18 protein-coding genes are annotated in these 24,235 nt (G+C 62.5%); 8 read left to right on the top strand and 10 right to left on the bottom strand.

Annotation, left to right across the window (positions count from 1 at the left end; genetic code table 11):
* Window position 1 precedes the first annotated feature (1 nt).
* The 4 genes from ACN9MY_RS06695 to ACN9MY_RS06680 all read left to right on the top strand — a co-directional run bounded on the left by ACN9MY_RS06695 (window position 2) and on the right by ACN9MY_RS06680 (window position 5,309).
* A complete protein-coding gene (locus ACN9MY_RS06695) occupies window positions 2-3,577 on the top strand; it encodes a M1 family aminopeptidase (RefSeq protein ID WP_426337037.1) in 3,576 nt (1,191 codons plus the stop codon).
* A gap of 80 nt (window positions 3,578-3,657) precedes the next feature.
* Window positions 3,658-4,077, top strand: coding sequence for a DUF3597 domain-containing protein (locus tag ACN9MY_RS06690; RefSeq protein WP_426168780.1), 420 nt, complete (start codon window positions 3,658-3,660; stop codon window positions 4,075-4,077).
* A gap of 9 nt (window positions 4,078-4,086) precedes the next feature.
* Window positions 4,087-4,779, top strand: coding sequence for a hypothetical protein (locus tag ACN9MY_RS06685; protein WP_426168778.1), 693 nt, complete (start codon window positions 4,087-4,089; stop codon window positions 4,777-4,779).
* The gene (locus tag ACN9MY_RS06680; protein WP_426168776.1) at window positions 4,776-5,309 is read left to right on the top strand and encodes a hypothetical protein; all 534 of its coding nucleotides are present in this window, start codon (window positions 4,776-4,778) and stop codon (window positions 5,307-5,309) included. The genes ACN9MY_RS06685 and ACN9MY_RS06680 overlap by 4 nt, the downstream gene beginning before the upstream one ends.
* Here the strand turns inward: ACN9MY_RS06680 and ACN9MY_RS06675 are convergent.
* The 7 genes from ACN9MY_RS06675 to ACN9MY_RS06645 all read right to left on the bottom strand — a co-directional run bounded on the left by ACN9MY_RS06675 (window position 5,306) and on the right by ACN9MY_RS06645 (window position 15,584).
* Window positions 5,306-6,421, bottom strand: coding sequence for a succinylglutamate desuccinylase/aspartoacylase family protein (locus ACN9MY_RS06675; protein WP_426337036.1), 1,116 nt, complete (start codon window positions 6,419-6,421; stop codon window positions 5,306-5,308). The genes ACN9MY_RS06680 and ACN9MY_RS06675 overlap by 4 nt on opposite strands.
* Window positions 6,422-6,431: 10 nt before the next feature.
* A complete protein-coding gene (locus ACN9MY_RS06670) occupies window positions 6,432-7,817 on the bottom strand; it encodes a YfcC family protein (RefSeq protein ID WP_426337035.1) in 1,386 nt (461 codons plus the stop codon).
* Window positions 7,814-9,859, bottom strand: coding sequence for an alpha/beta hydrolase domain-containing protein (locus ACN9MY_RS06665; protein ID WP_426337034.1), 2,046 nt, complete (start codon window positions 9,857-9,859; stop codon window positions 7,814-7,816). Before ACN9MY_RS06665 ends, ACN9MY_RS06670 begins: the two co-directional genes overlap by 4 nt.
* A 43-nt stretch (window positions 9,860-9,902) precedes the next feature.
* A complete protein-coding gene (locus tag ACN9MY_RS06660) occupies window positions 9,903-12,584 on the bottom strand; it encodes a DNA topoisomerase III (RefSeq protein ID WP_426321246.1) in 2,682 nt (893 codons plus the stop codon).
* A gap of 147 nt (window positions 12,585-12,731) precedes the next feature.
* Window positions 12,732-13,196, bottom strand: a complete 465-nt coding sequence (locus ACN9MY_RS06655) for a DUF494 family protein (protein ID WP_426168762.1) — start codon at window positions 13,194-13,196, stop codon at window positions 12,732-12,734.
* Window positions 13,197-13,245: 49 nt separating this feature from the next.
* Window positions 13,246-14,481 (bottom strand): DNA-processing protein DprA, encoded by a 1,236-nt coding sequence (gene dprA / locus ACN9MY_RS06650; RefSeq protein ID WP_426337033.1) that lies wholly within the window; start codon window positions 14,479-14,481, stop codon window positions 13,246-13,248.
* A 5-nt stretch (window positions 14,482-14,486) separates the two neighbouring features.
* Window positions 14,487-15,584, bottom strand: coding sequence for a LysM peptidoglycan-binding domain-containing protein (locus tag ACN9MY_RS06645; RefSeq protein ID WP_426168756.1), 1,098 nt, complete (start codon window positions 15,582-15,584; stop codon window positions 14,487-14,489).
* A gap of 175 nt (window positions 15,585-15,759) precedes the next feature.
* Between ACN9MY_RS06645 and def the strand changes: the two genes are divergently transcribed.
* The 3 genes from def to ACN9MY_RS06630 are packed head-to-tail and all read left to right on the top strand — an operon-like array spanning window position 15,760 to window position 18,170.
* Complete coding sequence (def, locus tag ACN9MY_RS06640; protein ID WP_426168754.1) at window positions 15,760-16,299, top strand: peptide deformylase; 540 nt, start codon at window positions 15,760-15,762, stop codon at window positions 16,297-16,299.
* A gap of 17 nt (window positions 16,300-16,316) precedes the next feature.
* On the top strand, window positions 16,317-17,273 hold the full coding sequence (gene fmt / locus ACN9MY_RS06635; protein WP_426337032.1) for a methionyl-tRNA formyltransferase: 957 nt from the start codon (window positions 16,317-16,319) through the stop codon (window positions 17,271-17,273).
* Window positions 17,274-18,170, top strand: a complete 897-nt coding sequence (locus ACN9MY_RS06630; RefSeq protein WP_426337031.1) for a LysR family transcriptional regulator — start codon at window positions 17,274-17,276, stop codon at window positions 18,168-18,170.
* On the opposite strand, the gene ACN9MY_RS06625 is transcribed toward ACN9MY_RS06630, so the two are convergent.
* The gene (locus ACN9MY_RS06625) at window positions 18,152-18,553 is read right to left on the bottom strand and encodes a tautomerase family protein (protein WP_426337030.1); all 402 of its coding nucleotides are present in this window, start codon (window positions 18,551-18,553) and stop codon (window positions 18,152-18,154) included. The two genes, ACN9MY_RS06630 and ACN9MY_RS06625, sit on opposite strands and share 19 nt — an antisense overlap.
* A 234-nt stretch (window positions 18,554-18,787) precedes the next feature.
* Between ACN9MY_RS06625 and metH the strand changes: the two genes are divergently transcribed.
* Entirely contained in the window at window positions 18,788-22,555 is a 3,768-nt protein-coding gene (gene metH / locus ACN9MY_RS06620) for a methionine synthase (RefSeq protein ID WP_426337029.1), read from the top strand.
* A 129-nt stretch (window positions 22,556-22,684) separates the two neighbouring features.
* On the opposite strand, the gene ACN9MY_RS06615 is transcribed toward metH, so the two are convergent.
* Both ACN9MY_RS06615 and ACN9MY_RS06610 read right to left on the bottom strand, forming a co-directional pair.
* A complete protein-coding gene (locus tag ACN9MY_RS06615; RefSeq protein WP_426168744.1) occupies window positions 22,685-23,179 on the bottom strand; it encodes a hypothetical protein in 495 nt (164 codons plus the stop codon).
* Between the two features lie 392 nt (window positions 23,180-23,571).
* Window positions 23,572-23,877: a hypothetical protein gene (locus tag ACN9MY_RS06610; protein WP_426168742.1), complete on the bottom strand. Its 306-nt coding sequence runs from the start codon at window positions 23,875-23,877 to the stop codon at window positions 23,572-23,574.
* Window positions 23,878-24,235: the final 358 nt, after the last annotated feature.

The following is a 24,235-nucleotide window of genomic DNA, read 5'->3' as shown; positions in this document are numbered from 1 at the left end:
CATGTTCGCCATTGCCCTCTTTGAAGCGAAGCAGCGCCTGAAGCTGTTCTCGACCTGGGTCTACTTCGGCATGTTCCTGCTGCTGGCCATCCTGTGGATGGCCGCCGCCGGCGGCGTGTTCAAGGAAGCCATCGTCAGTTTTGGCGGCCGCGTGTTCATCAATGCGCCGCGCTCGATCATGCTGACTTCGTCCTTCCTCGGCTGCATGGGCGTGATCATCGTCGCCGCCATGATGGGGCGCTCGGTGCAGCAGGACTTCGAGTACGAGACCCACCACTTCTTCTTTTCCGCCCCGATCCGCAAATTCCAGTACATGCTGGGCCGCTTCCTCGGCGCCTGGCTGGTGCTGTGCGTGGTGTTCGCCTCGATTCCGCTTGGCGTGTGGCTTGGCACGCAGGTGCCGGGCATCGATCCGGAGCGCCTCGGCCCCTTCAACCTGCTGCACTACCTGCTGCCTTACGCGCTGTCGCTGCTGCCCAACCTGTTCATCTTCGGCGCCATCTTCTTCGTGCTGGCGGCGCTGACGCGGCGCATGCTGCCGGTGTACGTGTCGAGCGTGGTCATGCTGGTCGGCTATATCGTGGCGCCGGGCCTGGCGCGCGACCTTGACTACAAGACGCTGGCCGCGCTGATCGATCCATTCGGCACCACTGCCGTGATCCGCCTCACCGAATACTGGCCGATCGCCGAACGCAACGTGCGCCTGGTGCTGCCGGAAGGCGTATTCCTGCTGAACCGCGTGATCTGGTCTTCCTTCGCGCTGGTGGCGCTGCTGCTTGGCTACTGGCGCTTCCACTTCGTCAGCACGGTCGATAGCGGCGCAGCGGCGCGCACCGACAGCGACCTGCCGGCCAACCTGACCCAGGTTGCCGCCTCGACCAACGAGAAACCGGACTTCAAGGCGCGCAGCCTTGGCCTGCTGCTGATGCGCTTCAGCTACCTGAACCTGCGCGAGACCACCAAGAACATCTACTTCTTCGTCATCGTATTGGCCGGCGTGCTGACCATGTATGCCGGTTCGCTGGACATGGGCTCGATGTACGGCACCGGCACCTATCCTGTCACCTACCTGGTGCTGGAAATGGTGACGAACACCTTCTCGCTATTCATGCTGGTGGTGACCACCTTCTATGCCGGCGAATTGGTGTGGCGCGAGCGCGAACACCGCATGTCGCAAATGCTGGACGCGATGCCAGTGCCGAGCTGGCTGCCCATCCTGTCCAAGCTGTTTGGCCTGATCGGCGTGCAGGCGCTGTTGCTGTTCATCGTCATGCTGGTCGGCATGTCGATTCAGCTTTTCCGCGGCTACTTCAACCTGCAGCCCGGCCTGTATTTCGAATGGCTGTTCACCGTGCAACTGCCGGCCTGCGCCCTGATTGCCGTGCTGGCGATCGCCACCCAGGTGCTGGTGAACCACAAATACGTGGCCTACTTCGTGATGATCGTCTACTACGTGGCGACGATCACCTTCGCCACCCTCGGTCTCGACCATCCTTTGCTCATGTACGGCGTGACGCCGGAACTGCCCTACTCCGACATGAATGGCTTCGGCCACTTCATGGTGCGCGAGCGCTGGTTCGACTTGTATTGGGCCGGCGCCGCCGTGATGCTGATGGTGCTGACCGTGGTGTTCTGGCCGCGCGGCACCAACGAGGAATGGCGCCAGCGCGTCAGCCTGGCGCGCCACGGATTGACGCTGCCGGTGCTGGGCGCCTTCGGCGTCGGCCTGGCCGTGTTCGTCGGTGCCGGCGGCGTGCTGTCCTACAACCTGTGCGTCAACAATTTCAAGACCCACTTCGGGCGCGACGCATTGCGCGCCGATTATGAACGCAAGTACAAGCAGGTGCTGGACGTGGCCCAGCCGCGCATCACCGACGTGCGCCTTGGCCTGGACATGTACCCTGAGCAGCGCACCCTGAAAGTGAAAGGCTGGTACCAGCTCGAGAACAAGACCCTGCAGCCGATCAGCACCATCTACGTGCAGCAGGACACCGACGCGGACCTGCAGCCCTTGCAATTCGGCCGCAAGGCGTTCCGCGTCCTGAACGACACGGAGCTTGGCTTTTACAGCTATCGCCTGGAGCGGCCGCTGCAACCGGGCGAAAAGATCACGCTGGATTTTGTACTGAGCTACGAACCGAAAGGCTTCTTCAACCTCGGCAAGACCACGCCGGTGATGAACAACGGTACCTTCTTCAACAACACCGTGCTGCCGCACATCGGCTACCAGCGCCACGCCGAACTGACCGATCCGCGCGACCGCAAGAAACACGGCTTGCCGGCGCAGGAACGCAAGCTCCCGCGCGACGATCCGAAAGGCCTGGCCAGCAACTACATCGGCGCCGATGCCGACTGGGTCGGCTTTGAAGCGACCCTGGGCACTGCCGGCGACCAGACTGCCGTGGCGCCCGGTGCGCTGGTCAAGGAGTGGCGCAAGAACGGCCGCCGCTACTTCCATTACAAGATGGAACAGCCGATCCTCAACTTCTACGCCTTCCAGTCTGCCCGCTACGCGGTCAAGCACGACTGGTGGCAGGATGTCGGCATCGAGATCTACTACCAGCCGGGCCACGAGTACAACCTGGAGCGCATGGTCAAGGGCGTCAAGGATTCGCTCGACTATTACACACGCAACTTCAGCCCCTACCAGCACAAGATCGTGCGCATCGTGGAATTCCCGCGCTATGAGCGCTATGCGCAATCGTTCCCCAACACCATCCCGTATTCGGAAGCGGTGGGCTTTATCGCCCGCGTGGACGACAAGAACCCGAAAGACATCGACTACCCGACCTACGTCACGGCGCACGAAGTAGCGCACCAGTGGTGGGCGCACCAGCTCATCGGGGGCAACACGCGCGGCGCCACGGTGCTGAGCGAAACCCTGGCCGAATACTCGGCGCTGATGGTGATGAAGAAGAGCTTCGGCCCGCAGCGCATGCGCCGCTTCCTGCGCTATGACCTGAACAAATACCTGTTCGGCCGCGCCACCGAGAACAAGAAGGAACTGCCGCTGGCCGATAACGAAGACCAGGACTACATCCACTACCACAAGGGCAGCCTGGCCATGTACCTGCTGGCCGATATCGTGGGCGAGGCCAAGGTCAACGAATTGCTGGCGGAACTACTGCGCAAGTATTCCTACCACGGCGATCCGTATCCAAGCGTGACGGTGCTGGTGGACGGCTTGCGCCGCATCGTGCCGCCGGAGCAGGCCTACCTGGTGGATGACCTGTTCAATGCCATCGTGCTGTTCGACAACCGCCTGGTCAGCGCCACCGCCCAGAAGCGCGCGGACGGCAAATACGATGTCACGCTGGTGGTGCATGCCGCCAAGCTGCGTTCCGACGAACTGGGTGCGGAAAAGGAAGTCCCGTTGCACGACCTGATCGAGATCGGCGTCGACGACAAGGACGACAATGTCCTGCTGCGTGAACGCAAGCTGGTCGACCGCAACGAATCGACCTTCAAGCTGGTCGTCAACGGCCGCCCGGCCAAGGCAGGCATCGATCCGGACAATAAACTGATCGACCGCAAGCCGGACGATAACCTGGGCAACGTGGACATCACCTCGCGCTAAGGTGCTCCAACGGTTAGACAGCGCACTTTGCGTCCAGCCCATGCTTGTTAAGCTTTTCCGCAAATGAAAGCGAGGCAAACATGGGCATCCTAAGCAAGATTTTCCACAAGATTTTCCCGTCGTCGCATCAAGAGGCCGCCCCATCACCGGCCTCTGGTGCGCCCTCTACTGCGCCGAGCGGGCCCGCGGCAACGCCCGCCCCCATCCCGACCCAGCCTGCCCCAGCGCCGGCCGCTGCGGAACCGGTCGACGTCGAAGCCATCCTCAACGCCAAGGCCGCCCAGGCAGGCCAGCCGCTGAACTGGCGCACGTCGATTGTCGACCTGCTCAAGCTGCTCGACATCGACTCCAGCCTGCAGGCCCGCAAGGAGCTGGCGCAGGAGCTGCACTACACCGGCGACTCCGGCGATTCGGCAGCCATGAATATCTGGCTGCACAAGCAAGTGATGCACAAGCTGGAGGAAAATGGCGGCAAGGTGCCCGCCGACCTGAAGGGGTAGAATGGCCGGATGAATTTCATCCGACGCGCGCTTGCCGGCGCCATACTGGCAACTTGCACCCTGCCGCTGCTGCCCTCGCAGGCGGCGGACCAGACCTACGGCACCCACGGCATGGCTCTGTTCGGCGGGCAGGAGGGGCTATACGCCTCCCACCTGCCGATGTTTCATGCGCCACACGACTACCAGGTGATCCTGCGAGTCCACATTGCCGACCAGGCCACCGATGCTGCACTGCGCAAGCGCCTGGACGGCAAGGATGCGCTGTGGACCATCGACCCGGAGAAGTTCGAGCTGAGCACCCTGGCGCCGGAAGCCAAGGCGCCGCGCAAGGAATTCAAGGCCGACCTGGTGCAGGGCCACTTCGAGCGCGGCGGCAGCGCCCAGTACAAAGGCGCCACGGTAGTGATCGACAAGGTGCTGTTGTTCCGCCAGCTGGACGGCAAGCCGCGCAACGCCGGCATGTCGCGCTACATGCAAGTCGGCAGCGGCGCACAGCGCTTCCTCGTCAAGGAAATCGACGGCCGTCCCGACTTCGACCATATCGTTTCCTACCACGCCGAGCCGGGTGCGCCGACCGCTGCGGTCCAGGTGCGCAAATGGGGCATGAAGGCCGCCGGCAACGACGCCCTGGCCATGGCGCTGAAGGCGAATACAGCAGCCGTCGGCGCTACCATCTATTTCGAAACCGAAGACTTGAAATGAGCGTACCGCAGGCATACGAAGGGCTGTGGCGCCGCAAGGGCATCTGGCGCGCCGACGGCAGCAGCGACCTGGTGACGCCGGTCTGGTGGTTCCAGGCCGCCGACTTCCATATCGACTTGCGCATTCCGGCCGACCGCAAGGCGATGACCGGTTTCGCCGGCACCACGGTGGTTGAGGGCGAACGCTGCGAGTGGCGCCCCGAGATCGCCTACCCCTTTGTGAGCCCCGAGCTGGACGCCGGTTTCATGCGCTTCGATCGTGAAGATGCGCTGCACGAAGCAGGCGTGGACGATAGCTACAAGGAAGACTGGTGGCGCGAAGCCGGCGGGCCGGTATCGTCCAGCCGGATGGTCCTGGACGATGGCCGCATCCAGTACCAGATCGCCTGCGGCGAATTCCTCGCCCGTGCAACGGGCAAGCCGCACAAGGCGGCTGAAATCACCATCTGGCGCCAGACGGCCGGCGGACCGTGGCGCATCATCGCCTCCACCACGGCCGCACGCGAAAACGTGATTGTCGAAACGCCTTAGAGGCTCAGCAGGCTGCCGCTGCGGAACGGCTTGTCGCCTGCGATCTTGGCCACGTTCATGCCGCGGATGATGTAGCGGTGCGACAGGCGCGTGAACAGCACGCCGTCGACCTCCGATTTTAATTGGGTGGTATCGCCGCTGACCGGGTCGATCAGGTCGGCGATCACGTCGCCGGCGCGCACGGCGGCGCCGACTTCCTTCAGGTAGACCAGCATGCCGGCATGCGGCGCATCGAGGCGCTGCGTGCCTTCCAGCGGCGTCGGCGCACAGCCCTGCTGCGGCACCTTGACGTCACCCGCGTCGACCAGCCCGCGCACGTGCAGATAGCCGATGATGGCATCCGCGTCCCGTGCAGCGAGCTCGTAGCTGACTTCCACTTCCCCGCGCAGTTCGACCGTCGCCGCCATGCAGGCCGATGGAATCGGGTAGTCCGGGCCGAAATGCGCGGCCAGGTCCCACCACAGGCGGCTGCAAGCTTCGTCGAACGGCTCGCCGCCGGCGCCGGTGGTGTGCAGCACGGCGCAGGCTCCCATCAGGTTGGCCAGCGGCTGGGCCGCCTCGCACAGTGAGGTGCCCACGTACAGGTGCAGCTCGCCCTCGTTCTCGCAATGCAGGTCGAGCACGATATCGGCGTCGATGGCCATTTCAAACAGCGCTTTCTTGAGCGTGGTGGCATCCGATGTAGGCTGCCACTGCCCGGCCAGTTCGCGCAGGTGGCGGCGGATGGTGCGCACGTTGGCGTCGGCATCACTGCCCAGCTGGCCCTTCAGCCTGGCCTTCAGCTGCTCGAAATAATGCGGATAGCCGCGGTTGAAATTGATGCCGTTGCTGAGGTCAAAGCGCCCGAACGGGCGCTCGTTGATGACTTGCGCCAGCCCGATCGGATTGGCCGCAGGCACCAGGATCACCTCGCCCTTGACCTTGCCGGCCTCCTCGAGCGCTTGCAGGCGCTGGCGCAGCTCGTGCGCCACCAGCATGGCCGGCACTTCGTCAGCGTGCAGCGCTGCCTGGATATAGGCCTTGGGGCCGCCCGCCTTGCCGAAGTGGTAGCTGGTCAGTTCGTAATACACCGTGCCATAGGGCGCGGAGAGCGGATGCTTGATGGTTTCCATGTCTGCCATCCTACCAGTTCATGAGGCAAGGCGGCACCAGCAAGGCCAGCGCCAGGACGAGGTAAATCAGCTGCAGCGGCACCATCCAGCGCGCCCAGGTCAGCCACGGAATGCGCGCCAGCGCCAGCACGCCGACCGTGATGCCCGAGGTCGGGATCATCGGCGTGGTGAACTCGCCGAACTGGAAGGCAAGGATGGCGGTCTGGCGCGACACGCCGACCAGGTCGGCCAGCGGCGCCATGATCGGCATGGTCAGCGCAGCCTGGCCGCTGCCGGAATGGATGAAGAAGTTGATGACCGACTGGATCAGGAACATCTTCTGCGCCGAGAACACTGGCGAGGACGATGCGACCAACGGCATCAGGCCGTGCAGCATGGTGTCGATGATGTGTGCATCGCGTGCCAGCACCATGGTGCCGCGGGCCAGTGCGATGACCAGGCCGGTGCCGACCAGGTCTTTCGCGCCCTGCACGAAGGCTGCCACCGCCTCATCGGAATCGAGGCGGCCGATCAGGGCCACCACGATGGTCATGGCCAGGAACAGCGCACCGATCTCCTCGATGAACCAGCCGAATTTGGCCACGCCGAACACCATGCCGCCCAGCGAGGCGGCAAAGATCCACAACACCAGGCGATGACGCGCCGTCATGCCTTCGAAGCCGCCGAAGTCGACCACGCCTTCGGCGCGCTTTTCGATGTCGAGCAGGTAGGTCGGGCTCTTTTCGGGATGGCGCTTGATGCGCGCTGCGTACCACATCAGGAAGACAATCGTGACGGCCGTGGCAATGAACCACACGATCACGCGATAGCCGATGCCGGAGAACAGCGGTACGCCGGCAATGCCCTGCGCGATGCCGACATTGAACGGGTTCAGGAAAGCCGCGCAGAAGCCGACCTGCGAACCGAGGAAGGGAATCGATACGCCGGTGATGGTGTCATAGCCGAGCGCCAGCGCCAGCGGGACGAAGATCAGGATGAAGGGAATCGCTTCCTCGTTCATGCCGAATGTGGCGCCGCCGATCGAAAACAGCGTCACGAACACCGGGATCAGGGCCGCGCGCACCAGGCTCGAACGCGAATGCGCCTTGGCGATGGACTTGATCATGGCATCGATCGCCTGCGTCTTGTGCAGCACGTTGAAGGCGCCGCCAGTCAGCATGACAAAGCCGATGATCAGCCCCGCCTCCGCGAAGCCCTTGATTGGCGCCATGAGCAGGGCGGCCAGGCCCTGCGGCTTGCTTTCGATGTAATGGAAAGTGTCCGGGTCGACCAGCTGCTTGCCGTTGACCAGGTGCGTTTCGTACTTCCCTCCCGGGACCAGCCAGGTCGCCAGCGCGATCAGCGCCAGGATCATGAACAGCAGGACGAAAGTATTTGGGAGCTTGAGCTTCTTCATTGATTGGGATACAGGTAATTGCAGCTTGGGTCGGCCGGGTCGCGCGCCAGGATGCGGTCGTACAGGCCGGCGCGCTCGGCGACCGTGCGTTCCACGTCTTCCTGCAGCAGCAGGCGCGCGGCGACCTGGCGTGCGGCGGCGGCGCGGGTGGCGGCGATGAAGGCGTCGCGATTGGGGTAGCGTGCCTGCAGGCTTGGACGCGGATCGCTGGCGGCCTTGCGTTCGGCTTCGGTGCGGGCGAACGGGACGAAGCTGCCGTCGTAGCGCGAGGTGGCCCAGGCAAAGCCTATCTCGGGCGCGCGCAGGTTCCAACCGGTGTGGGTGCCGAGCGGCGCCTGCAGCTCCACCAGGCGCACGCCGCCGCGGTCGTTGCCGTCGGCGTCCGGCGCCGGGACGCGGGTTTCAAAGGCCATCTTCTGCGCCGGCGGCACCAGGTCGGCAATGCCCTGCGACAGGAAGCGCGCGCCGTGGTCCAGGCGCGGCTCGCGCAGGCTCTGCTCCGGCGGTATCAGGCCTGGGACGGCGGGAAAAGCCTTGCGGTAGGCCTCTACGGAGACCAGCGTGCCGTCTTCCAGGCGCGGATAGGCGCTCGCTGGCGGCGCCGTGCCTTTGCTGGCCCAGCCGTCCAGCGCCAGCATCAGGGCGCGCAAGGACAGGTAGTAGTTGGTGGTCGAGACGCAGGCGGTGAACGGTGCGCGGGTGCGCGAGCGGCCGACATAGTGCTGGGCGCCCATCAGGCCGTACACGCGCACATTGGCGGCCGGTGCGGCATCGCCCACGCCATCCGGAGCGGTGGTCAGCAGCGAAGCGCCGCGGTTCCAGAATTCCGCCGAGGTGTTGGCAATCAGGAGCTTCGGCACGCGGCCGTGCTTGTCTTTCGCGTGATCGAGCGTAGAGGCCACGCGGCCGGTCACCGGATCGCGCGTCGGCGTGCTGGTGAACGGGAAGGAGTCGGTCGGGTAGTCATGCTCTTCCAGCATCGACGGGTGGCGCGTCACCTGCACGAAGCGGCTGTTGAAACCGCCCGATCCGCCGGCGCCCGGCACTTCCAGCAAGGCGCCATCGAACACCATGCGGCCCTGCTCATCGAGGTTCAGCCCGTCGTGCAGCATGCGCCCGATCAGGCGCGCCGACTGGCTGTAGCCGAACATCAGCACGGTCTTGGGCAAGGAGCCGCCTTCCACCTGGTTGTCGCGGAAGTAGGCCAGCAGGTCGCGGATGCCGGCCAGCCCGGCACCGGTCACTTTCGGATCTTTTGCCTCGTAGCGCACTTCGTAGATGGTGCCGGGCTGGAAGCCGCCTTGCAACTTGATGCGGCCCGGGCCGCCCGGCTGCTCCGGCTCCACGAATTCCCACCGGTTGCGGTCGATCGGGCGGCGGATGTCGCCCTGGCGCGTACGCTCGGTCAGCACGGCTTCCGGATCGTTCGGCGTGGCAGGCTCGTAGCCGATGCCGCGCAGGCCCGCGTAGCTTGCCACCTCGGCCGGGGCATCGGCGATGAATTCATTGGCCGTCATGCCGCGCGGGCCTTTTACCACGGGCGCCTTGAAGATCAAGGGCTTCACCCCGGCGGGCGACGGCGCCACGTCCCAGGTCCAGGCAGAGAAAAGCATGCTGAAGCCGTGCCGCATCATGAAGCCGTCGCCGGCATCTTCCGCCGTCGTTGGATCGTTGTTCTTCGGCGCCTTGCCATTGAGCTGGCCCAGCACGACGATATTGCCGCGGTTGTTGACGTCATACACCAGCGTGCCGGTCTTGCCGCTCACGGGGCGCAGCAGGACGAACTCGCTGGAGAAACGCACCATGCCGCGCTTGTCGCGCGGGGCGCGTTTCAGGTCGACGATGGGCAGGTTGGCCGTGGCCTTGGGATTCAGCGAGAAGTAAGCGATGCCGCGCAGCTTTTCATACTCGCCGTGTTCGCCGAACTTGACGCCCGGCGCGAACGGCACGCGTTCGGTGATCTCGATGCGCTCGACGGCGGCCTGCGACGCGCCGGCTACAAGCATGGTGGCAGCAATCGCCGCCCAGCGGGATTTCTTCATGGTGTCGAACAAAGTAAAACGGGACCGCGCGGGTCCCGTTGGTTTATTCCGCTGCTGCGGTTTTCTTGGCGGCTGCCTTTTTCGCTGCCGGCTTTTTGGCTGCAGCTTTTTTCGCTGGGGCCTTTTTCGCGGCCGCTTTCTTGGCGGCTGGCTTGGCGGCCGGATTGGCTGCGGATTCCGCCTCGGCCGCACCCTCCGCGCCGTCAGCCTTCGCTGCCGACTTCTTGGCCGCAGCACCCGGCTTGGCCTTGCGCTCTTCGAACTCGAAGCTGATCTTGCCGTCCTTGCCGCGCACCAGGAAGGCCTTGAACGGCCGGCGGGTGCGCTGCGAGATAAAGCCCGGCAGCAGGTCGGTCTTGCCTTCGTTGAGCAGCTTGGCCATCTGCTCCGGGAGGATCTCCTGTTGCAGGATGATGCGGCTGGAACGGAAGTCGCAAGTCTTCGGCTTGGCTACCTGGTTTTCGCAGGTATAGGCCAGGCCCATTTCGTACACGCCGCCGGCGCATTTCGGGCAAGGGCCGAGCGGGGTCTGGCCGGTGAAATCGACGCCTTCGCCGTCCTCGCCTTCCTCGTCGTTCTGGCCGAAGTCGAACTCCAGCTTGAAGTTCTTGATCTCTTCATCGCGTACGATGCGCAGGATCGCCGCAAACGGACGGCCCATCTTGGAGCGGAAGCCTTGCAGCGGGCCGATGGTGCGGTCGCGCAGCAGCTGTTCCACTTCCTCGATCTCGAACTGGCGGCCGCCGGGCACCTTGGTCATCGAGAATTCGCACTTGGTGCAGGCGAAGCGGCGGTAGTTCTCCTTGACCACGCCACTGCAGTTCGGGCACGGCGTCTTCAGCGTCGCATAGTCGCCCGGGATCGTGTCGTCGGTGTACTCCTTGGCGCGCTTGACGATGATCTGGGTCATCTGGGCGATTTCGCGCATGAATTCTTCACGCGAGATCTTGCCCTTCTCCATCTGCGACAGCTTGTATTCCCACTCGCCGGTCAGTTCCGGCGCGGTCAGTTCGCTCACGCCCAGGCCGCGCAGCAGCGTCATCAGCTGGAACGCCTTGGCGGTCGGCATCAGTTCGCGGCCTTCGCGCAGCAGGTATTTCTCGCCCAGCAGGCCTTCGATGATGGCCGCGCGGGTCGCCGGCGTGCCCAGGCCTTTGCCGGCCATGGCATCGCGCAGCTCGTCGGAGTCGACCAGCTTGCCCGCCCCTTCCATTGCCGACAACAGCGTCGCCTCGGTATAGCGTGCGGGTGGCTTGGTCACCAGGCCGTTTGGCGTGACTTTCTCGGTCAGGACTTTCTCGCCCTTGGCCACCGGCACCAGGTTGCCGCTGCTGCCTTCCTTGTCGTCGTCGCCGGCTGCGTCCTTGCCGTAGATCGCCAGCCAGCCCGGGTTGGTCATCACCTTGCCTTCGGTCTTGAACTGGTGGCCGGCCACTTCGGTGAAGCGGGTGGTGACCAGGAATTCCGCGGCCGGGAAGAACACCGCCATGAAGCGGCGGGTCACCAGGTCGTACAGCTTCTGCTCCGGCTCCGACAGGCCCTTCGGCTGGATGCCGGTCGGGATGATCGCGAAGTGGTCGCTGATCTTGGTGTTGTCGAAGATGCGCTTGTTCGGCTTGACCCAGCCCTTGTCCAGGATCTGCTTGGCGAACTGGTTGTAGTTGTGGTTGTCCTTCAGGACTTCCAGCGTGTCCTTGACGGTCGGCAGGTAATCTTCCGGCAGGTGGCGCGAATCGGTACGCGGGTAGGTGAGCACCTTGTGCTTCTCGTACAGCGCCTGCGCCAGGCCCAGGGTATTCTTGGCCGAGAAGCCGAAGCGCGAGTTGGCTTCGCGCTGCAGCGAGGTCAGGTCGAACAGGCCCGGCGACATCGAGGTGGTCGGCTTGGACTCCTCGCTGACGTTGCCCTGCTTGCCCTTGCAAGCCAGCGCGATCGAATCGGCGGCCGCCTTGCTCCACAGGCGCTCGGCCTTCTTTTCCGGATCGTTCTCGTCCTTCTTGAAGCTGGTGTCCAGCCAGCGGCCTTCATAAATGCCGGCGGCGCACACGAACTCTGCGCGCACTTCCCAGTAGTCGCGGGAGACGAAATTCTTGATCTTCTCTTCGCGCTCGACCACGATCGACAGGGTCGGCGTCTGCACGCGGCCCACGGTGGTCAGGTAGAAGCCGCCCTCTTTCGAGTTGAAGGCGGTCATGGCGCGGGTGCCGTTGATGCCGATCAGCCAGTCCGCTTCCGAGCGGCAGCGCGCGGCGTCGGCCAGCGGCAGCATCTCGTCGTCGCTGCGCAGGTGGGTGAAGCCGTCGCGGATCGCGGTCGGCGTCATCGACTGCAGCCACAGGCGCTTGACCGGCTGCTTGGCTTTCGCATTCTGCGCGATCAGGCGGAAGATCAGTTCACCTTCGCGGCCCGCGTCGCATGCGTTGATCAGGGTAGTGACGTCCTTGCGCTTGATCAGCTTGTTCAGCACCTTGAGCCGCGATTCAGTCTTGGCGATCGGGTTCAGCGCGAAGTATGGCGGGATCATCGGCAAATGGGTGAAGGTCCATTTGCCGCGCTTGACGTCGTGCTCTTCAGGCACGGCGATTTCCAGCAGGTGACCCACTGCGGAAGACAGCACGTAGTCGTCGGATTCGAAATACTCATCGTGCTTGCTGAAGCCGCCAAGGGCTTTCGCGATGTCGTTCGCGACAGAAGGTTTCTCAGCGATGATGAGGGCTTTACTCATATTTATAGTTCTCGTCGGTGTATGCGGCAGCGCGCATAATACAACATTCGCAAGTAAGCGCTGGCTTGCGGCTTCGTATGAAAGCCACAATGCTGCAAATATTATTACGGAAACGGCCGGCGTTGGGCAACGCCGGCAAGAGTGCGCTTAGTGCAACAGGCGTGGCGCCTGGTCTTCTTCGGCGCCAAACAGGTCGTCGAACATCAGGGCGTCCGGCTCCTTGCCCTGGCTCCACAGCAGCATCAGCACGATAATCTTCAGCTTGCCCAGCGACACCGGTGCCTCGTCCAGCGCCAGGGCGCGCTCGATGACGATTTCACGTTGCAGCGGGGACAGCAGGCCGGCGCTCTCCAGGAACTGGATAAAGCCGACGGCGGGGGTGCCCAGTACGTCCAGCTCCTGGCGCACGTAGAAGCGCGTGCCAGAAGAAGCGGCCGTCAGCGACTGCTCGACGCCAGCCATGGCGGCGAGGTCATTCAGCCAGACCAGCGCCTCGGAAATCTCTACGTCGTCGAAACCGACTGCGGAGAGTTTCTTTGCCAATGCTGCGGGTTCAGGGCAGGCATCAGGGCGGTAATAGGTCTCGTACAGGTAAACCAGGATGTCAAACATGGCGCTACTTTAGCAGCATCTGTGAGCCGGGCACAAGCATAACGGCAGTTCAGAAGCCTTTCAGGCGCTGGAAAGCGCCGCCCGGCAGCCTTTCCACCACACCTGCAAGCTCCAGTGCAAGCAAGCTTGCCTGCATGTCACTTGGCGGAAGTTGCAACCTTGTTGCAAGCTCATCGGCGCCAATCGGATCATGGCCGAGGGCTGCCAGCAGCCAGCCTGCGGCCTGGTCCATCTGCGGCACCGGCTCGCCCGGCGCCTGCAAGCCCAGGTCTTCCAGCAGTTGCTCCGGCGTGGCGACCAGGCGCGCGCCCTCTCTAATTAAGGCATGGCAGCCGACCGACTGCGGCGAGAGCACGGAACCTGGCAGCACGAAGACTTCACGCCCGGCATTCACGGCCGCGTGCGCGGTGATCAGGGAACCAGAGCGTGCGGCCGCTTCGATCACCAGCGTGGCGCGGGTCATGCCGGCAATGATGCGGTTGCGGATCGGGAAGTGCTCGGCCCGCGCCTGCGTGCCGAGCGCGAATTCGCTGACCAGGCAACCCTCCTCGGCAATCCGGCGCGCCAGGTCGGCATTGCGGCGCGGGTAGATGCGGTCGATGCCGGTGCCGATCACGGCCACGGTACTGCCCGGTCCTTCCAGGCCGCCTTCATGCGCGGCGGCGTCGATGCCGAGCGCCAGGCCGGAGATCACGGGCATGTCCGCCTGGCTCAGGGCCCGCGCAAACTGGCGCGCGTTCGACTTGCCTTGCATGGTGGCGTTGCGAGCACCCACTACCGCCACAGCCTCGCGCTGGAGCAGGGCCAGGTCGCCCTTGGCATACAGCAGCAGCGGCGGATCGGCGATGTGCTGCAAGGTCGGCGGGTATTCCGGGTCGCCCAGCAAGACCAGGTGATTGCCGGCCTGCGCGGCCCATTCCAGCGAGGCATGCGCCAGCGCGTGTATCCGCTCCGGCATGGGACCGGCAAGGCAGCGGGCGGCTGCCAGCGAGATCTCGTCTTCGGCAGCACCGGCAGCGGCGCGCTCGCGCCCCGGCCGCACGATGTCGGCATCGGCTTGCTTCAGCATGTGCAATGGCAGCGGCGCAGCGTCATCCTGTGCGGGAGGCGCAGCGAGACGGGCATTGGCGGCGGTGAAAACTGCCTGGGGAGAGTGGTAATGCTGGAGCAGCTTGAAGGCTCCGTGGCGGCCGACGCCCGGCGTATTCGCCAGGCGCAGCCACATCGCCAGGCGCTCGAAGTCCTGGCGGGCGGGGTTGGGGGCATCCGTGACTTGCACGGCCATGGAATTTACTCCGCTGTCTTGGCGATATCCCCCACTACGACAGGTTCAGTCACCTGCATGATCAAGCCATACGAAATGTGCTTGAACACACGGAAGATAAACAAGCTGCCCACGCGTTCATCCGGCAGCTTGACCGTCGGTTTGCGCAGATTCAGCGGGCCTTTCGACGCGCCCGGATCGGCCACCACTTCACCCTTATGGTAAAGCTGCAGCACAGATCCGATATCGAGTCCGTCAAGCTTTCCGCGATTAATGCTGACAACCTGGTTCTGGCCGGCGTGCGTGACGCCGCCATACACGGCCAGCACATTGGCATTGACTTCGACTTCCGGCGGATGCGGAACGTAGTTCTGCATCGGCATCGGCGGCATTGCCATCAGCAAGTCGCCCTTGCCCATTTCCTCCTTGGCGCTGGCGACGATGAAGGTATGCACGTCGCTGCCTGCTTCAGCCGGGGCTTCCAGCTTCAGGGTGCCGAGGTAGAACGCTTCCAGGGCGATGGTCTTCTTGGTGACCGGGTCTTTCAGCGGCTTACCCGGACGGAACACCTGGAACGAGGTGTTGCCCTTCAGGTCGCCGCGGACATAGGCTTTGTCGTCCTTGCCGATGAAGACGCGGGCGCCGCGCGTCGCAATGATGCGCGGGGCATTCTTGAGTTCATCTTCTTCGATGATCAGCGGTTGGCTGAGGAAGGGCTCGATCGCGCCGGACGGGATCGACTGGACGGCGTCCTTGCCCAGGCCTTCGGTCCGCAGTTGCGGGCCGAGGCGCATATCGCCCGTGGTGCCATCGCCGCCAACCTTGTTGCCAAGGCGCAGGCGGCCGGCCTCTCGGTCGAACCAGACGATCTGCCCTGGATAAATCCAGTGCGGATTGGCGATTTCTTCTTTGTTCATGCCCCAAACCTGCGGCCAGCACCAAGGCTTGTCGAGGAAGGTTCCGGAGATATCCCATAGGGTATCTCCCTTGACGACGGTATGGCTATCCGGTGCGTTCGGCTTGAATTCACAGACGATGGTCTTGGCGTGGGCCGAAACGGCCGTCACACCGCAAAACAGGGCTGCGGCCAACAGGCGGCTGCTGCTTGTGCTAAAATTTTTCATTGATATATCCGTTAGGTGCGGCAATGACGGAAGGCCACAAAGGCTTGCCTCACTGAAATCAAATTCTGCCCATATTACCCTGATCAAGCAAGGAATTCGTGTCACAGAAGCAATCGTGCACGCATAATATGCGCCGTTTACCGCACAATCATTGTTGTTTAAATAAGATTCTCTCGTGAAACTGAATATTCTCCGCTATCCGGACCCTCGCCTGCACAAAGTTGCAAAACCCGTTGCCGTGTTCGACGAGCGCCTGGCAAAACTGGTGGAAGACATGGCGGAAACCATGTACGACGCACCGGGCATCGGCCTGGCCGCTACCCAGGTGGACGTGCATGAGCAAGTTGTCATCATTGACGTTACCGAAGACAAAACCGGCCTGACCGCCTTCATCAACCCGGAAATCCTGTGGTCGAGCGAGGAAAAACAAGTGTACGACGAAGGCTGCCTGTCCGTGCCAGGCATCTATGACGGCGTCGAGCGCCCGTCGGCAGTCAAGGTGCGCGCCTACAACGTCAAGGGCGAGCCGTTCGAGATCGACGCCGACGGCCTGCTGGCTGTCTGCATCCAGCACGAGATGGACCACCTGAAAGGCAAGGTATTCGTTGAATACCTGTCCCCCTTGAAACGCAATCGTATCAAGACCAAACTGCAAAAAGAAGAACGTGGCATGCAGCGCGAAGAAGCGTTGCGCGCTTCGGGTCGCCGTTACTGATACCTGCGGGGGGAAGCATGAAAGTGATCTTCGCGGGCACGCCTGAATTTGCGGCCGTTGCCCTCCAGGCCCTGCACGAAGCAGGTTTCGAGATTCCCCTGGTACTGACCCAGCCCGACCGCCCGGCCGGCCGCGGCATGCAGCTGCAGCCTTCGGCGGTCAAGCAATACGCCGTCAAGCACGGCATCGAAGTACTGCAGCCGCTCTCCTTGCGCATGGACGCCAAGGATCCTCAGCGCGCGGCGGAAGCCAAGGCCGCCCATGAGCGCCTGCTGGCCACCGACTACGACGTGATGGTGGTCGCCGCCTACGGCCTGATCCTGCCGCGCTCCACCCTCGACATCAAGCCTTGCCTGAACATCCACGGCTCCCTGCTGCCGCGCTGGCGCGGCGCCGCGCCGATCCACCGCGCGATCGAGTCCGGCGATGCGGAAACCGGCGTCACCATCATGGAAATGGAAGAAGGCCTGGACACCGGCCCGATGCTGCTGATCGAGCGCACCCCGATCACGCCGCAGGACACCACCGCCAGCCTGCACGACAAACTGGCCGCCATGGGCGCCCAGATGATGGTCAAGGTGCTGCACAAGATGGAAAAAGGCGTGGTGGAAGCCGTGCCGCAGCCCGAGCAAGGCGTCACCTATGCCAACAAGATCCTGAAGGAAGAGGCAGCGCTGGACTTTACCCAGCCTGCGCGCGAAATCAGCCGCAAGATCCGCGCTTTCAATCCATTCCCCGGCGCCCACGGCGAAGTGAATGGCACGGTGATCAAGCTGTGGGGCGCTGAAGTGCTGGACGAAGGCAGCAGCGCCGCGCCCGGCCAGGTGATTGCCGCCGACGCGCAGCACGGCATCATCGTCGCCTGCGGCGAAGGCGCGCTGCGCCTGACGCAGCTGCAAAAACCGGGCGGCAAGCGCCTGCCGGCCGCCGAATTCATCAAAGGCTTCCCGCTCGACGGGCAGCGCTTCCAGTAAATGGACCAACTCGCGGCGCTGCGTGCGCTCCGCCGCGTTGTTGAACTGGGCAGCTTCACGGCTGCCGCCGACGCCCTCGGCATTTCCCACACCATCGTTTCGCGCCAGGTGCGCCAGCTCGAGGAACACCTCGGCGCCCAGCTCCTGAACCGCACCACGCGCCGCTTCGCCCTGACCGATGCCGGCCGCGATTACTACGAATCCACGCGCGAAGTGCTGGACCTGCTGGATGACGCCGACCGCAACGTCGGCCGCCACCAGGCCGAACCCACCGGCGTCCTGCGCATCAATGCGCCGATGGCTTTCGGCACCATCGAGGTGGCGCAATGGCTGCCCGGCTTCATGGCGAAGCATCCCGGCGTGCAGGTCGACCTGGTATGCAATGACCGCATGGTCGATTTGATCGAGGATGGTTTCGACGTCGCATTGCGGCTGGCGCGCGACTTGCCCGATTCGACGCTGGTCGCACGCCGCCTCGCCACCAGCAAGGTCATGCTTGTCGCCAGCCCAGGCTACCTGGGCGCGCACGGCGCGCCTGCCGTCCCGGACGATCTCGCGCAACACAACTGCCTCGTCTACACGGCGGCGACGCGCGCCAGTGAATGGACGCTGGTCGGCCCGGATGGCGCGGAGCATGCTGTCGCTGTGCGCGGATCGCTGCAGGCCAACACCAACGTCGCCCTGAAAGCGGCAGCAGCGGCCGGTCTTGGCATTGCCAACGCCGCCGCCTTCATCGTTCGCGAAGAGCTTGAGAACGGCGCACTGGTGGAAGTCCTGCCCGGCTATACACCCAAGCCGCGCGAGCTGTACGCCCTCTACCCGCAGAACCGCCACCTGTCGCCTAAAGTGCGCGCCTTCGTCGATTACGCCGCCAGCATTTACATCAACATCTTCTGAACCGCGCGGAACTGCTGCGTGAGGCCGCCCCAGCCCCAGGCTGCCGGGCGCGCGTCGTCGATGTGGATGTAGCTGACTTCATGCAGTTCGCCGAGCAGCTCCTGCAAGTCCTTGTAGACCGCCGCGATGTAGGCCGACTTCTCGTTGGCGGTATTGGTCTCGTCGGTCACCTTGATGTCGAAGAAGAAGCTGGCCTTTCCCAGCTCCGCCAGAGACTCGCCGCCGACAAACCACTGCTCGCGGGGCGTGTAATGCACGGCGATCGCAGTGAGGGCCGGCGCCTTGTGCAGGATTTCGCCGGTGTGCTTCATCAGGATATTGGTGACTTTTTTGGCAGGCACTTGTTCCGGGGTGCCGCTGACGGTGATATTCAGGATAGGCATTTTGAGCTCCTTCAAAGTGGTTGGTTGATGAAGCCATCTTAGGCGGGCCGCTGACGCTTTGGTAGCACTCTGGCAACACATGATTTGTGCTGATTCAGCACAAATGTGAAAGTTGATGCCTTTTCCGAATAAGCAAATACCGAATTTGTCTCGGCGGCAGGGGGCGGTGGCCGAGGGAAAATGCTGCTTTGCCGTATAATTTCAGGTCCACGTTGCCCAATCCGCGATATCAAAATGACTAACACGACCCGTCCAACCTCCAAGACCGAAGCCCAGCTGCGCGAGATCCTCGCGAAGCGCATCATGTTCCTGGATGGCGCGATGGGCACCATCATCCAGCAGTACAAGCTGGACGAAAAAGCATATCGCGGCGAACGCTTCGCCGACTTCGCCGCGCCCGAAGGGAGCGGCCACCGCGAGCTGTTCGTCAAGGGTAATAACGAGCTGCTGACGCTGACCCAGCCGCACGTCATCCAGGAGATCCATGAGCGCTACCTGGCAGCCGGTGCGGACCTGATCGAGACCAATACCTTCGGCGCCACCTCGATCGCGCAGGACGACTATTTCATGGCCCACCTGGCCTATGAGATGAACGTGGAAGCAGCCCGGCTGGCCAAGGCGGCCACCGCCAAGTACTCCACCACCGACAAGCCGCGCTACGTCTGCGGCGCCCTCGGCCCGACCCCGAAGACCGCTTCGATTTCGCCGGACGTGAACGACCCGGCCGCGCGTAACGTCACCTTCGACCAACTGGTCGCAGCCTACTACGAGCAGGTGCGCGGCCTGGTGGACGGCGGCGTCGACGTGCTGCTGGTCGAGACCATCTTCGACACCCTCAACTGCAAGGCAGCGCTGTTCGCGATCGACCAGTACTTCGACGAGCGACCTGAGATCGAGCGCTTGCCGCTGATGATCTCCGGCACCGTGACCGACGCCTCCGGCCGCATCCTGTCCGGCCAGACCGTGCCGGCCTTCTGGAACTCGGTGCGCCACGCCAGGCCGCTGACCATTGGCCTGAACTGCGCGCTGGGCGCAACCCTGATGCGTCCCTACGCCGAAGAGCTGTCGCAGATCGCCGATACCTTCGTCTGCATCTATCCGAATGCCGGCCTGCCCAACCCGATGAGCGATACAGGCTTCGACGAACTGCCGGAAGATACTTCGCGCCTGCTGCGCGAGTTCGCCGACGCGGGCTTCATCAACGTGGCCGGCGGCTGCTGCGGCACCACGCCTGACCACATTGCAGCCGTCGCCAAGCTGCTGTCAACCGCCACCCCGCGCGCACTGCCGCACGTGCCGGTGGCACAGCGCCTGTCCGGCCTGGAGCCGTTCACCATCGACGACGACTCGCTGTTCGTCAACGTCGGCGAGCGCACCAACGTGACCGGCTCCAAAGCCTTCGCGCGCATGATCCTGAACGAGCAGTACGACGAGGCATTGTCGGTGGCCCGCCAGCAAGTGGAAAACGGCGCCCAGGTCATCGACATCAACATGGACGAGGCGATGCTGGATTCCCAGGCCGCCATGACCCGCTTCCTGAACCTGATCGCCTCCGAACCGGATATCTCTCGCGTACCGATCATGATCGACTCCTCCAAGTGGTCGGTCATCGAAGCGGGCCTGAAGTGCGTGCAAGGCAAGGCCGTGGTGAACTCGATCTCCATGAAGGAAGGCGAAGAGGAGTTCATCCGCCAGGCGAAGCTGTGCCGCCGCTACGGCGCCGCCGTGATCGTGATGGCCTTCGACGAAACCGGCCAGGCCGACACCTTCGCGCGCAAGATCGAAATTTGCGAACGCGCCTACAAGGTGCTGACCGAAAAAGTCGGCTTCCCGCCGGAAGACATCATCTTTGACCCGAACATCTTCGCCATCGCAACCGGTATCGAAGAACACAACAACTACGCCGTCGACTTCATCGAGGCCACGCGCTGGATCAAGAACAACCTGCCGCACGCGAAGATCTCCGGCGGCGTGTCGAATGTATCGTTCTCCTTCCGCGGCAACGACCCGGCCCGTGAAGCGATCCACACCGTGTTCCTGTACCACGCCATCAAGGCGGGCATGACCATGGGTATCGTCAACGCCGGCATGGTGGGCGTCTACGACGACTTGCCGGCAGAACTGCGCGAACGTGTGGAAGACGTGGTGCTGAACCGCCGCGAAGACGCCACCGAGCGCATGATCGAATTCGCAGCGACGCTGAAAGGCGGCGCCAAGCAGGAAGCTGCCAACCTCGAATGGCGCAACGCGCCGGTCGAGAAGCGCCTGGCGCACGCGCTGGTGCACGGCATCACCCAGTTCATCACCGAAGACACGGAAGAAATGCGCCAGCAGGTATTCGCTTCCGGTGGCCGTCCGATCAATGTGATCGAAGGCCCGCTGATGGATGGCATGAATATCGTCGGTGACCTGTTCGGCCAGGGCAAGATGTTCCTTCCGCAGGTGGTGAAGTCGGCGCGCGTGATGAAGCAGGCCGTGGCCCACCTGATTCCTTACATCGAAGAAGAGAAGAAGGCGGAGGAAGCGCGTACCGGCATCGTCGCCAAGCCGAAGGGCAAGATCGTCATCGCAACCGTGAAAGGCGACGTGCACGACATCGGCAAGAACATCGTGTCCGTTGTCCTGCAGTGCAATAACTTTGAAGTGGTGAACATGGGCGTGATGGTGCCCGCTTCCGAGATCCTGGCGCGCGCCAAGCTGGAAAACGCCGACATCATTGGCCTGTCCGGCCTGATCACGCCGTCACTGGAAGAAATGGCCCACGTCGCGAAAGAGATGCAGCGCGACGAGCACTTCCGCATGATGAAGATCCCGCTGCTGATCGGCGGCGCCACCACCAGCCGCGCCCACACTGCGGTGAAGATCGCCCACAACTACGAAGGCCCGGTCGTGTACGTGCCGGATGCTTCGCGTTCCGTCTCGGTGGCGCAATCGCTGCTGACCGACGAACAGCGCGGCAAATTCGTGGAAGAACTGGACCACGACTACGCCCGCATCCGCGAACAGCACGCCAACAAGAAGGCGCTGCCTACCGTTTCGCTGGAAGCCGCACGCGCCAACAAGGCCAAGCTCGAATTTGCGCCGGTGCGCCCGAAGTTCGTCGGCCGCCGCGTATTCAAGAACGTGGACCTGGCGGCGATCGCCGAATACATCGACTGGGGTCCATTCTTCCAGACCTGGGACTTGGCCGGCCCCTTCCCTGCCATCCTGACCGATGAAGTGGTCGGCGAGGCCGCATCGAAGGTGTTTGAAGAAGGCAAGGCGCTACTGAAGAAAATCATCGAAGGCCGCTGGCTGACCGCCAACGGCGTGATCGCGCTCCTGCCGGCAAACACCGTCAATGAAGACGACATCGAAATCTATACCGACGAGTCGCGCTCGGAAGTGGCGTTCACTTACTACGGCCTGCGCCAGCAAGGCCTGAAGCCTGTGATCGATGGCGTGCAGCGCCCGAACCAGTGCCTGTCGGATTTCATCGCACCGAAGGACTCTGGCAAGCAGGATTACATCGGCATGTTCGCTGTAACCGCGGGCCTGGGTATCGAGAAGTACGAGAAACGATTTGAAGATGCGCACGACGACTATTCGTCGATCATGCTGAAGGCCCTGGCTGACCGCCTGGCAGAAGCCTTTGCCGAGTACCTGCACGAGCGCGTGCGTAAAGACCTGTGGGGCTATGCCGCCGATGAAACGCTGAGCAACGAAGAGCTGATCAACGAAGAATATCGCGGTATCCGCCCAGCGCCGGGCTATCCGGCCTGCCCTGAGCACACTGTGAAGGCCGATGTGTTCCGCGTGCTGAACGCGAACGAGATCGGAATGGAACTGACGGAATCGTTCGCGATGTTCCCTGGCGCCGCCGTATCAGGCTTCTACTTCGCGCACCCACAGTCGAAGTACTTCACCGTCGGGAAGATCAACGAAGACCAGGTGCTGGACATGGCCGCTCGCCGCGGTGTTTCCAAGGACCAGCTTGAGCACTGGCTGGCACCAAACCTGTAACCGCAACAGTAGAGCCTCTCACCGAGAGGCCCTTCTCGCCCCTTCGCTGCCCTTCGAATGTTTAACGTTGGCGGCGGCCATCGGCTTGCCGGCGACTGTACTCTCAAAGAATCGGTTAAAGGCCATCCTTCACAACTGGCCGATGGTTGCAAGCTTAGCTAACCGCGCTTGGATGTCGGCGTCGGCGGCGACGGACGCTTGCCATTCTTCCACCCCGTTACATATATCAACGCAGAACACGTCCACCTGCAACTGCAGGATATTGTTGAATTTGTTGTTGTGAACGAGCATACCGGTTCGAGGCGCAATGAAATGAAAACTTTCTAACGCTTGTTGCGCACGCTGATCATCGATTCCGAACTCGCCCTGATGAAGAAACGCGCAGCGTAGTGCGTAACAATCCGCTCCACAGAGAAAGGTGTGAAGCTCACGCATTGGTCCAACTTTCATCTGGTAGCGCTTAAGAAGGAATTTGTCGAACCACGCTGTAAACCGTGCTTGAGATCCCGCCTTCGGATTCTCGAGCCTGCCACATATGTCCGGCATTGTAAGCGCAAGAGACAGCGCCGCGTACCAGTTTTGATCGGCCACTGCCGACTTCGTTGCATCGATAAAGCGCTTCACTGTTTGTCTCCTAGTGCTGATGCAGGTATAACAAAACCGACTAACTACGCAAATTGTTGGACATCGACTATTGGCCGGTAGCGTTAGATTACCTCTGACGCTCGGCGACAATTCGTTCGATGGTTCGAATTCCTGCGACCATCTTTTCTCGCGCCGACGAGTTTGCTGAATGAACAGTTATCTTGGGAGGCCGGAAGCCACGCAATGCAACTGCGCAGACCGATTTCGCGGCCAGCCGACTCCCAATAGAGATCGACGGTTTGTGCAGACCCTAAGTAGAGGTCGACCGTAGGTTCAACTGTCGTCGACGCTGTGAAAATCAACACATGATAGGCCACTAAGCTTCTTTCAAATATTCGACCGAGGTCCGCTTCTGGCCGGTCTCGGCCCGACTAACTTACTTCAGCAAAAGAGCTGACGCATTTCTGTATGGCGGTTTTTAAGCGGCCATAGTCCAGCCCTTTTGGGAGCCGTAATGGGCGCTCTGGCAACTTCTCTGCAATCAACTGACTGAGATAGCCAACCATCTTTTCCTGCCCTACAGCAAGCAACGCTTTGTCTTCGACAGAAACATGCAGAGCCAAACAGCGTTGTTCATTCCCAGTTATTGGGTCTTTATACCTACTCAACCTCGACGGCTTGGGAACTTGATTTATCTGCCCTTGTTCATCGACATAGTAAGAGATCAGCACGATCATGAGACTATCCAAGCCAGGCCCGAAGTCTCCATCGGCCATCGCCGCATTTAGCCAATCCTCGATTCTGCACAATGGCGCCAGAATAATCCTAGCCTCATCCTCGAAGGTAATTGAAGTTACTCGAAATCGCATTAAAAATCTTTATCGAAATTAGGATGAACTTTCGCTGTTGGCCGATTGTACTCGTTCGTCTGAGTGACGCATCCGCCCCCAAGCGAACGGTCGCTACCTCGAAAGGTACCTGAAGCCCACCAAAGGCTTATAGTAGAAGTGTCATTTAGCAGCCAGAAGTCAGGAAGCCAAACCAAGCGTGGGCTGTAAACCAAGTACAGCCCCTCAGCGGACGATACTTACCGGC

The sequence above is a fragment of the Pseudoduganella sp. R-31 genome (assembly GCF_049913235.1).
In the GTDB taxonomy this organism is placed as follows: Bacteria; Pseudomonadota; Gammaproteobacteria; order Burkholderiales; family Burkholderiaceae_D; genus Rugamonas.
This window is presented reverse-complemented; position numbering and strand designations above follow the sequence as displayed.

Bases quoted from the DNA above. Each gene is read 5' to 3' on its own strand.
- ACN9MY_RS06690 (WP_426168780.1), top strand. From the start codon at position 3,658: ATGGGCATCCTAAGCAAGATTTTCCACAAGATTTTCCCGTCGTCGCAT.
- ACN9MY_RS06670 (WP_426337035.1), bottom strand. From the start codon at position 7,817: ATGAAGAAGCTCAAGCTCCCAAATACTTTCGTCCTGCTGTTCATGATC.
- fmt (WP_426337032.1), top strand. From the start codon at position 16,317: ATGAAAGTGATCTTCGCGGGCACGCCTGAATTTGCGGCCGTTGCCCTC.
- ACN9MY_RS06655 (WP_426168762.1), bottom strand. From the start codon at position 13,196: ATGTTTGACATCCTGGTTTACCTGTACGAGACCTATTACCGCCCTGAT.
- ACN9MY_RS06625 (WP_426337030.1), bottom strand. From the start codon at position 18,553: ATGCCTATCCTGAATATCACCGTCAGCGGCACCCCGGAACAAGTGCCT.
- ACN9MY_RS06685 (WP_426168778.1), top strand. From the start codon at position 4,087: ATGAATTTCATCCGACGCGCGCTTGCCGGCGCCATACTGGCAACTTGC.
- ACN9MY_RS06645 (WP_426168756.1), bottom strand. From the start codon at position 15,584: ATGAAAAATTTTAGCACAAGCAGCAGCCGCCTGTTGGCCGCAGCCCTG.
- ACN9MY_RS06680 (WP_426168776.1), top strand. From the start codon at position 4,776: ATGAGCGTACCGCAGGCATACGAAGGGCTGTGGCGCCGCAAGGGCATC.
- metH (WP_426337029.1), top strand. From the start codon at position 18,788: ATGACTAACACGACCCGTCCAACCTCCAAGACCGAAGCCCAGCTGCGC.
- ACN9MY_RS06675 (WP_426337036.1), bottom strand. From the start codon at position 6,421: ATGGAAACCATCAAGCATCCGCTCTCCGCGCCCTATGGCACGGTGTAT.
- ACN9MY_RS06630 (WP_426337031.1), top strand. From the start codon at position 17,274: ATGGACCAACTCGCGGCGCTGCGTGCGCTCCGCCGCGTTGTTGAACTG.
- ACN9MY_RS06695 (WP_426337037.1), top strand. From the start codon at position 2: ATGTTCGCCATTGCCCTCTTTGAAGCGAAGCAGCGCCTGAAGCTGTTC.
- dprA (WP_426337033.1), bottom strand. From the start codon at position 14,481: ATGGCCGTGCAAGTCACGGATGCCCCCAACCCCGCCCGCCAGGACTTC.
- ACN9MY_RS06665 (WP_426337034.1), bottom strand. From the start codon at position 9,859: ATGAAGAAATCCCGCTGGGCGGCGATTGCTGCCACCATGCTTGTAGCC.
- ACN9MY_RS06660 (WP_426321246.1), bottom strand. From the start codon at position 12,584: ATGAGTAAAGCCCTCATCATCGCTGAGAAACCTTCTGTCGCGAACGAC.
- ACN9MY_RS06610 (WP_426168742.1), bottom strand. From the start codon at position 23,877: ATGATCGTGCTGATCTCTTACTATGTCGATGAACAAGGGCAGATAAAT.